Genomic DNA, 6,864 nt, shown 5'->3' on the forward strand with positions numbered 1-6,864 from the left:
AACTTTTACACTATTCATCTTATTCCGATTCCAAGCTCTTCTTTGAGTGCGTCTAAGATAGTGTTCATTGTGTTTGTAATCTCTTCTTCTTCTAATGTTTTATCAAATGATTGAAGTACAAAACGTATAGAGAGACTCATATTTTTACCAAGTGATTCATCACTATACTTATCAACTACATAAAAACGTACAACCTCTTTTGTAGCAGACTGACTTATAACTTTTTTGACTCTTTCGTAAGCCATCTCTTTTGGCATAACTATACTCAAATCCCTAAAAGACGCTTGATACTTTGAAGATTGCTTTGCTGCTTTTAAACTACAAGGGAGCTTTGTAAACTCTAACTCACACATAAAAGTAACATCCAAATCATAACTCTCTTGCACATCTGGATGAAGACGAAATATCTCACCTATGCTCTCATTAGCAACAAATATCTCAGCACACTGATATGGATGAGAGAGTGTATGTTTAGTCTTATACTCACGAAGCTCAAACTCACCAATAATATTTGAAATTTTTTGTACAAAGAAAGCAAAATCAACTTTTGCAGGTTTTCCACTATTTGCTAAATTTTCAGCTTCTCTATCACCTGAAAAAATAAACGCCATCTTTAAAGACTCTTCCCTCTTGGAGTTAAAAACAGAACCAACTTCAAAAAGCTTAACAGAAGAGTAGCCATTTTTAACGTTGTTAGACGCTGCTCTAAGAAGCCCACAAAGAAGAGTAGTTCTAAGCGTATCTAACGTATTTACGATAGGATTTAGTAACTCTTTACTCTCATCAAGAGTTTCAAATCCATACTCTTGTAGAACTTTTCTCTCATCAAAAACAAAATGTACAGATTCAAAAAAGCCACTAAATGCAGCTTTATGTCTATATGTACCTCTTTTTTTGTAATCATAATAATCACTGCTAAAACTATTTGTCTCAGTAAACGTAAATGGTTTAGATGGGATATTATCTATCCCAACAAGGCGGACTACCTCTTCAACAATATCTTGCTTATTTACTATATCATGTCTATATCTTGGAACAATAATAGCAAAGTTATCAGCCAAAGATTTTGTTGTATCAAATCCTAAGTTTTTCAGTATTTTTGTTATCTTTGCCTTATCAATATTTGCACCGATTATGTCATCAATCTCTTTTTTACTAATAGTAATAATTTTTTCTTCATGCGGCTCATCAATCTCAATTGTTCCGCCATAAACAGTTGACTCAGAGTTAGCCTCAATTATACTAATACAATAATCTAGTCCTTGATTTAAATCTGGCTCACTTCCTCTTGAAGCTCTATAGTAACTAGGCCCCGTGGGAATCTTGTTCTCTTGTAGTTTTTTAGAAATAATATCTGGAGGAATATATGTTGCCTCAATTAAAACTACACCATCGCTGTGAGTAACTTTAAAGAAGTCATCTTGCATAATACCAACTATAGAAACTACTTTATCTTTTAGCATAATCGAGGCAAAACCTTTTTTGTCTTTACTTAGAGATATTTTTGCAACTGGTTCATCTTTTGTACAAAAAAGAGAGTAATCATACGCTCTTAATATAACCCCACTGCTATGTGTTGTATAAAGCATCAAAGAGTCTACATCTGAGTCTTTTTTATCATCTATTTGCAATAATCTAAGTCTTACTATAAAAGGAAGAGTTAGATTTTTAAAATCAACTGCTTTATATCTAATATTTACGTCTAAATTATTCTCTTGAGATAGTGATAAGATACGCCCTATTCCAAGTCTCTTATCTTCATCTTCTTGAACTTTTCTCTCTCTTAGAGGTTTATCAAAAGCTGCACTTAAATCTCTTGCTACTCCTCTGATACTTAAACAATCCCCTCTATTAGCAGTTAATTCAACTTCTATAATATCATCACTAAATATAGGATTTTGAGATACTTCTTGGCCTATTTTGTATTTTCCGACACTACTATCAAGTTCAATGATGCCTTCACTAAAGTCACCTAGCCCTATCTCTTTAGCAGAACATATCATCCCATCAGATTCAACACCACGAAGAGTAACTGGTTTGATAAGCGTACCATCTGGCAAAACTGCGCCAATAGTTGCAACGACAACATCAAGACCAGCCCTTACATTTGAAGCTCCACAAACAATTTGACGTGTACTAGTTCCAATATCTACTTGACAAATATTTAACTTATCTGCATCTGGGTGTTTTTTACACTCTAAAACTCTGCCAAAAACAATCTTTTGGGGCACTTTATATGAATGGATACTATCTACTTCCAAACCTATAGAATTCAGTGTTTTTAATAATTTATCGGTAGATATTGAACTTATATCTATCCACTCGTTTAACCAACTTCTTGTAACTATCATCTAAACTGCTCCAACAACTTTATATCTCCCTCAAAAAGTGAACGAAGATCTCCTATGTGATGAATTAGCATTGCAAAGCGCTCAACCCCAAGTCCAAAAGCATATCCGCTTACATTTTCATACTTTACAGCCTCAAAAACATTTGAATCTACTATACCACAACCCAAAACTTCGAGCCAACCTGTTTTAGAACAGACTCTGCAACCACTACCTTTACAAAAAACGCATGAGATATCAACTTCAGCCGAAGGCTCTGTAAAAGGGAAAAAGCTAGGGCGAAAACGAACTTCTACATCACCAAACATATGTTTTAAAAAATCTTCTAATATAAACTTTAAATTTGCAAAAGATACAGTGCCCTCTTTATCTACCAATAACCCCTCAACCTGATGAAACATAGGTGTATGAGTAATATCATAATCTCTTCTAAAAACAGCACCTGGAGCTATCATGCGAATAGGTGGCTTTGAACTCATCATAGTTCTAATTTGAACAGGTGAAGTGTGAGTGCGAAGAAGCATCTCATCTTTAAAATAAAACGTATCTTGCATATCACGAGCTGGGTGGTATTTAGGTAGGTTTAATGCTTCAAAATTATTAAAATCGTCTTCAACCATTGTGCCAGTTTTAACTGCAAAATTCATCGATGAGAAGTACTCTACAATTCTGTCCATAGTCTCCATAACTGGATGAAGCGCGCCTGATTCTGAAGAGGCACTAAACATAGTTACATCTATCGCTTCGGCCTTCATTTGTTCTTGAAGTTCTAGTGTTTGAAGAACAATTTTTCTTTGCACAAGTTCATTCATTAAAGTATTTTTATGTATATTTAACTCTTGTGCAATTTTTGATTTTTCTTCATCTGACGCTTCTTTCATCTTAGCAAACTCAGCTGCTAAAACCCCTTTTTTACCAAATAAAGATATTCGAATTTCTTCAATTTTATCGACACTTTGTGCCTTTGCTATTGCATCATACCAATGTTTCAATCAATTCACCCATATTAGAGGAAAAAACCTCTTAAATTTTAGAATAGATTATAGTCAAAAATAATTTACATACAGCTTCATTTGTCAACTTGTGTGCTACAATAAATAAAAAAAAGGGTTAAGATGTGCATATTTTGCAAAATAATAAATAATGAAATTCCCTCAAATATTGTCTTAGAAAATGAAGACTTTCTTGCATTTCATGATATAAATCCAAAAGCTCCTATTCATATACTAGCTATACCAAAAATACATGTTGAGAGTTTCAATGAAGTGTCTCCAGAAACTATGAAAAAAATGACTACATTTATGCAAAATGTTGCAAAAGAAGTTGGTGTTAACAAGAGTGGTTATAGAGTTGTAACAAATGTAGGAGAAAATGGAGCCCAAGAGGTTAAACATCTTCACTTTCATATCCTTGGCGGTGCTAAGCTTGCTTGGTCACACCTAAGCGATGCAGACCCAAGAAATATGATTTAGTTTATGAAGGGCAGCTCTCTATAGCGCCCATATCTATCTTGCTCTGACCTGAAATCATCTTCTCGTTTTCTCTTATTTTTATACCATTATGTGTTATTGAGTAGGAGATTGCTACGTCTGTTCTTATTGTGTTTATCGCAGAGCAGTACGTCTCTAATGATGCCATTACATAGCGAGCAGCAGCAGTATCATCAGCGTCTGAGTTAAAACTATAATCAAGATGAAGAGTGTTGATTTTTTTAGGAAAATCATCATTTCTAATAGCTTCACCATCTATTACTAAATTTGAAACTGTTTTTCCTTGATTTTTTGGTAATAAAATCATATCAGTTGCACTACAAGAGATAACTCCTGATAAAAAGTACTCCAAAGGACTTATCTCTGGACAGTTAATTATAAAACTATTTTTTTCTGTTTTTGCCTCAAATTTCATCTCATTTAAATGTGATATGCTAATTTTCATCTACTCTGCCTTTAAGAAATTTTCAAAATATTTCAACTGCTCTTTAGTTCTTTGTGTAGAAGTTCCTCCAGCAGAAGTTCTTGCGTTCATCGAGTTTTCAATTGTTAAAAACTTTAAAACATCCTCATTTATTCTCTCATCTATCTCTTTAAGATATTTTAGCTCTATATCACTCAAATCTATTTTTAATTCTTCGCTCTTAGCAACAGCTTTACCTGTTATAAAATGCGCTTCTCTAAAAGGGATATCACATTTTTGAACTAGATAATCAGCCAAATCTGTAGCGCTTAAATGCCCTATTTTACAAGCACTTCTCATATTTTGTGGCTTTATCTGCATAGTTTTCATAGCCTCTTTTAAAATCTCTAATGAGATTTCAGCGGTCTCAACTGCATCAAAAACACCCTCTTTATCCTCTTGTGTATCTTTGTTATAAGCTAGTGGAAGACCTTTCATAACTGTTAAAAGCCCCATTAAAGAGCCATAAACTCTACCTGTTTTACCACGAAGAAGCTCAGGAACATCTGGGTTTTTCTTTTGTGGCATAATTGATGAACCAGTCGAGTACTCATCACTAAGCTCAACAAATCTAAACTCATAGCTCGACCACATAACAAGCTCTTCACTAAGACGGGATATATGCATCATCATAGTAGAGATATTAAACAAAATCTCCAGAGCAAAGTCTCTATCACTTACCGTATCCAAACAGTTTATGCTAGCACTCTCAAAGCCTAAAAGTTCTGCTGTCATATCTCTATCTATCTTATGCGGAGTTCCAGCGAGTGCTGCGCAACCTAATGGAGAGATATTGTTTCGTTTGTGTGAGCTTTCAAATCTCTCAATATCGCGCTTAAACATTGATAGGTATGCGCCTAGATGAAAAGCAAAGTTTATAGGTTGTGCATGTTGGAGGTGTGTCATACCTGGTAAAAGTGTCTCTGTATGCTTTGATGCAATCACTAAAATTTCATTCATAAGAAGTTTAAGCGCTTCAACTATCTCTAGATTTTTACGAAGAACATAACGACGAAAATCTACTGCTACTTGATCATTTCTACTTCTTGCAGTATGTAACTTTTTACCAGCATCACCAATTATTGCAGTAAGACGTTTTTCGATTCCCATGTGAAGATCTTCATCAGATATCTTCCACTCAAATACTCCAGATTCAATCTCATCTTTTACTTGTGAGAGACCTTTACTTATTTGAGATAGCTCATCAGCGGTTAATATGCCCTGTTTTGCAAGCATTGTAGCGTGTGCTAAAGAGCCTTCAATATCTTCACGATAAAGTTTTCTATCAAACATAATAGATGCATTAAACTGATCTAGTAGGCTTGATGCTGATGCAGAAAAACGACCTGACCACATTTTGTCCATAATTTCTCCAATATTAAAAAGTTTGGTATTTTAACTAAATTAAGTGATTTTACAAAACGTTAAGGGGCTTAAGATAGAAAATTTCTATCTTAAAAAAAGGTATAGAATGGGTTAGTTACAAGCTGGAACATTTCCGCTGTCGCCAGCGTACTCAAATAGAAAATCTTTTAGGTGTTTTGAATTTTTAGTAAAAGCTCTACTTTGAAAATATTCACGTGATGCTTCAGCAGCTTCATCTTTACTCTCCATATGAATTTCTGCTAATTTTTCGCCTTTGTTTTTCATAAAGACATTCCACTCTCTTTTTTTCTTAGTAGATACAAAAACTTGACCAGCTTTATGGCATTTTACACATTTTTTTACGAACTCTTTTTGTCCCTTGTAGACAGCGGCATTAAGAGTAACTGATGCAAAAATAGATATAGACAAAATAAAAATTAAAAACTTACTCATTTAATAAACCCCTATTATAATTGCCTATGTTACATTACAATTTATTATATGAACCTTATAATAAATAAAAAAGATACTAAATCACGATAATTGAAACTTTTCATACAATTTTTCACTTAAATCCCACACACCCTTGAGCTTAAGAGACTCTACAACACTTTGCGTACAATCAACATCATCAGGCCATCTTCTATCAAAACCATCTAGTGAGTTCTTGTTTGTTCCATCGATTGCAACCATTAACCCAGAAATATATATATCTCTTAGAGCATCCATATTGTTTGTAACTCTCCAAACAAGCATATAGGCATTAAATATGTCATTTTTATGAGCATCTACAAAAACTACAACTCTTAAGTGCATACTTAATGGTATTAGTGCTTCAAAGTAACTTTTTGCATTTTTTGATTTATCTACAGATATAACTGTAATTGGATTTTTTGTTCTTCTCATAAACTGATGTAAGTTTATGGCATCGGGAATAAGCTCTTTTACTCTTACTAAAAGTTCCTCATCACCTAAAAGTAGCGGAGCTTCTACTCTATTGGCTGCTGTTACGTCAACTCCTAACTTACCACCTACTAAAGCCTCATCTGATGAGTGATCTAGTGCATCTAAAATTCCCTCTGATATAAAAAGAGATTTTGTGGTAAATCTATCAAGTATATAAGTTGTTACCGCCTCATAACTATCTAACTTTGGTGCTTTTTCATCTAAAAAAATTGCATGTTTAACAAAACTCATC

6 protein-coding genes and 1 pseudogene are annotated in these 6,864 nt (G+C 33.8%); 1 reads left to right on the forward strand and 6 read right to left on the reverse strand.

What is annotated here, in order from left to right; genetic code table 11:
• Positions 1-14: 14 nt before the first annotated feature.
• On the reverse strand, positions 15-2,351 hold the full coding sequence (gene pheT, locus PHI38_RS08040) for a phenylalanine--tRNA ligase subunit beta (RefSeq protein ID WP_299854812.1): 2,337 nt from the start codon (positions 2,349-2,351) through the stop codon (positions 15-17).
• Entirely contained in the window at positions 2,348-3,340 is a 993-nt protein-coding gene (gene pheS, locus PHI38_RS08045; protein ID WP_299854814.1) for a phenylalanine--tRNA ligase subunit alpha, read from the reverse strand. Before pheS ends, pheT begins: the two co-directional genes overlap by 4 nt.
• A gap of 123 nt (positions 3,341-3,463) precedes the next feature.
• On the opposite strand from pheS, the gene PHI38_RS08050 reads away from it, so the two are divergent.
• Positions 3,464-3,820, forward strand: a complete 357-nt coding sequence (locus PHI38_RS08050) for a histidine triad nucleotide-binding protein (protein ID WP_367182611.1) — start codon at positions 3,464-3,466, stop codon at positions 3,818-3,820.
• Between the two features lies 1 nt (position 3,821).
• Here PHI38_RS08050 and PHI38_RS08055 read toward each other — a convergent pair whose 3' ends face one another.
• The 4 genes and pseudogenes from PHI38_RS08055 to PHI38_RS08070 form a co-directional block, all read right to left on the reverse strand.
• Positions 3,822-4,283, reverse strand: a complete 462-nt coding sequence (locus PHI38_RS08055; protein ID WP_299854817.1) for an OsmC family protein — start codon at positions 4,281-4,283, stop codon at positions 3,822-3,824.
• Positions 4,284-5,666, reverse strand: a complete 1,383-nt coding sequence (gene argH, locus PHI38_RS08060; protein ID WP_299854850.1) for an argininosuccinate lyase — start codon at positions 5,664-5,666, stop codon at positions 4,284-4,286.
• A gap of 111 nt (positions 5,667-5,777) precedes the next feature.
• On the reverse strand, positions 5,778-6,119 hold the full coding sequence (locus tag PHI38_RS08065; protein WP_299854853.1) for a cytochrome C: 342 nt from the start codon (positions 6,117-6,119) through the stop codon (positions 5,778-5,780).
• Positions 6,120-6,200: 81 nt separating this feature from the next.
• A pseudogene (locus PHI38_RS08070) lies at positions 6,201-6,864 on the reverse strand (UbiD family decarboxylase domain-containing protein); the annotation flags it as partial.

The organism is Sulfurimonas sp., from assembly GCF_028694895.1.
Taxonomy (GTDB): domain Bacteria; phylum Campylobacterota; class Campylobacteria; order Campylobacterales; family Sulfurimonadaceae; genus Sulfurimonas.

Bases quoted from the DNA above. Each gene is read 5' to 3' on its own strand.
- PHI38_RS08055 (WP_299854817.1), bottom strand. From the start codon at position 4,283: ATGAAAATTAGCATATCACATTTAAATGAGATGAAATTTGAGGCAAAA.
- PHI38_RS08050 (WP_367182611.1), top strand. From the start codon at position 3,464: ATGTGCATATTTTGCAAAATAATAAATAATGAAATTCCCTCAAATATT.
- argH (WP_299854850.1), bottom strand. From the start codon at position 5,666: ATGGACAAAATGTGGTCAGGTCGTTTTTCTGCATCAGCATCAAGCCTA.
- PHI38_RS08065 (WP_299854853.1), bottom strand. From the start codon at position 6,119: ATGAGTAAGTTTTTAATTTTTATTTTGTCTATATCTATTTTTGCATCA.
- pheT (WP_299854812.1), bottom strand. From the start codon at position 2,351: ATGATAGTTACAAGAAGTTGGTTAAACGAGTGGATAGATATAAGTTCA.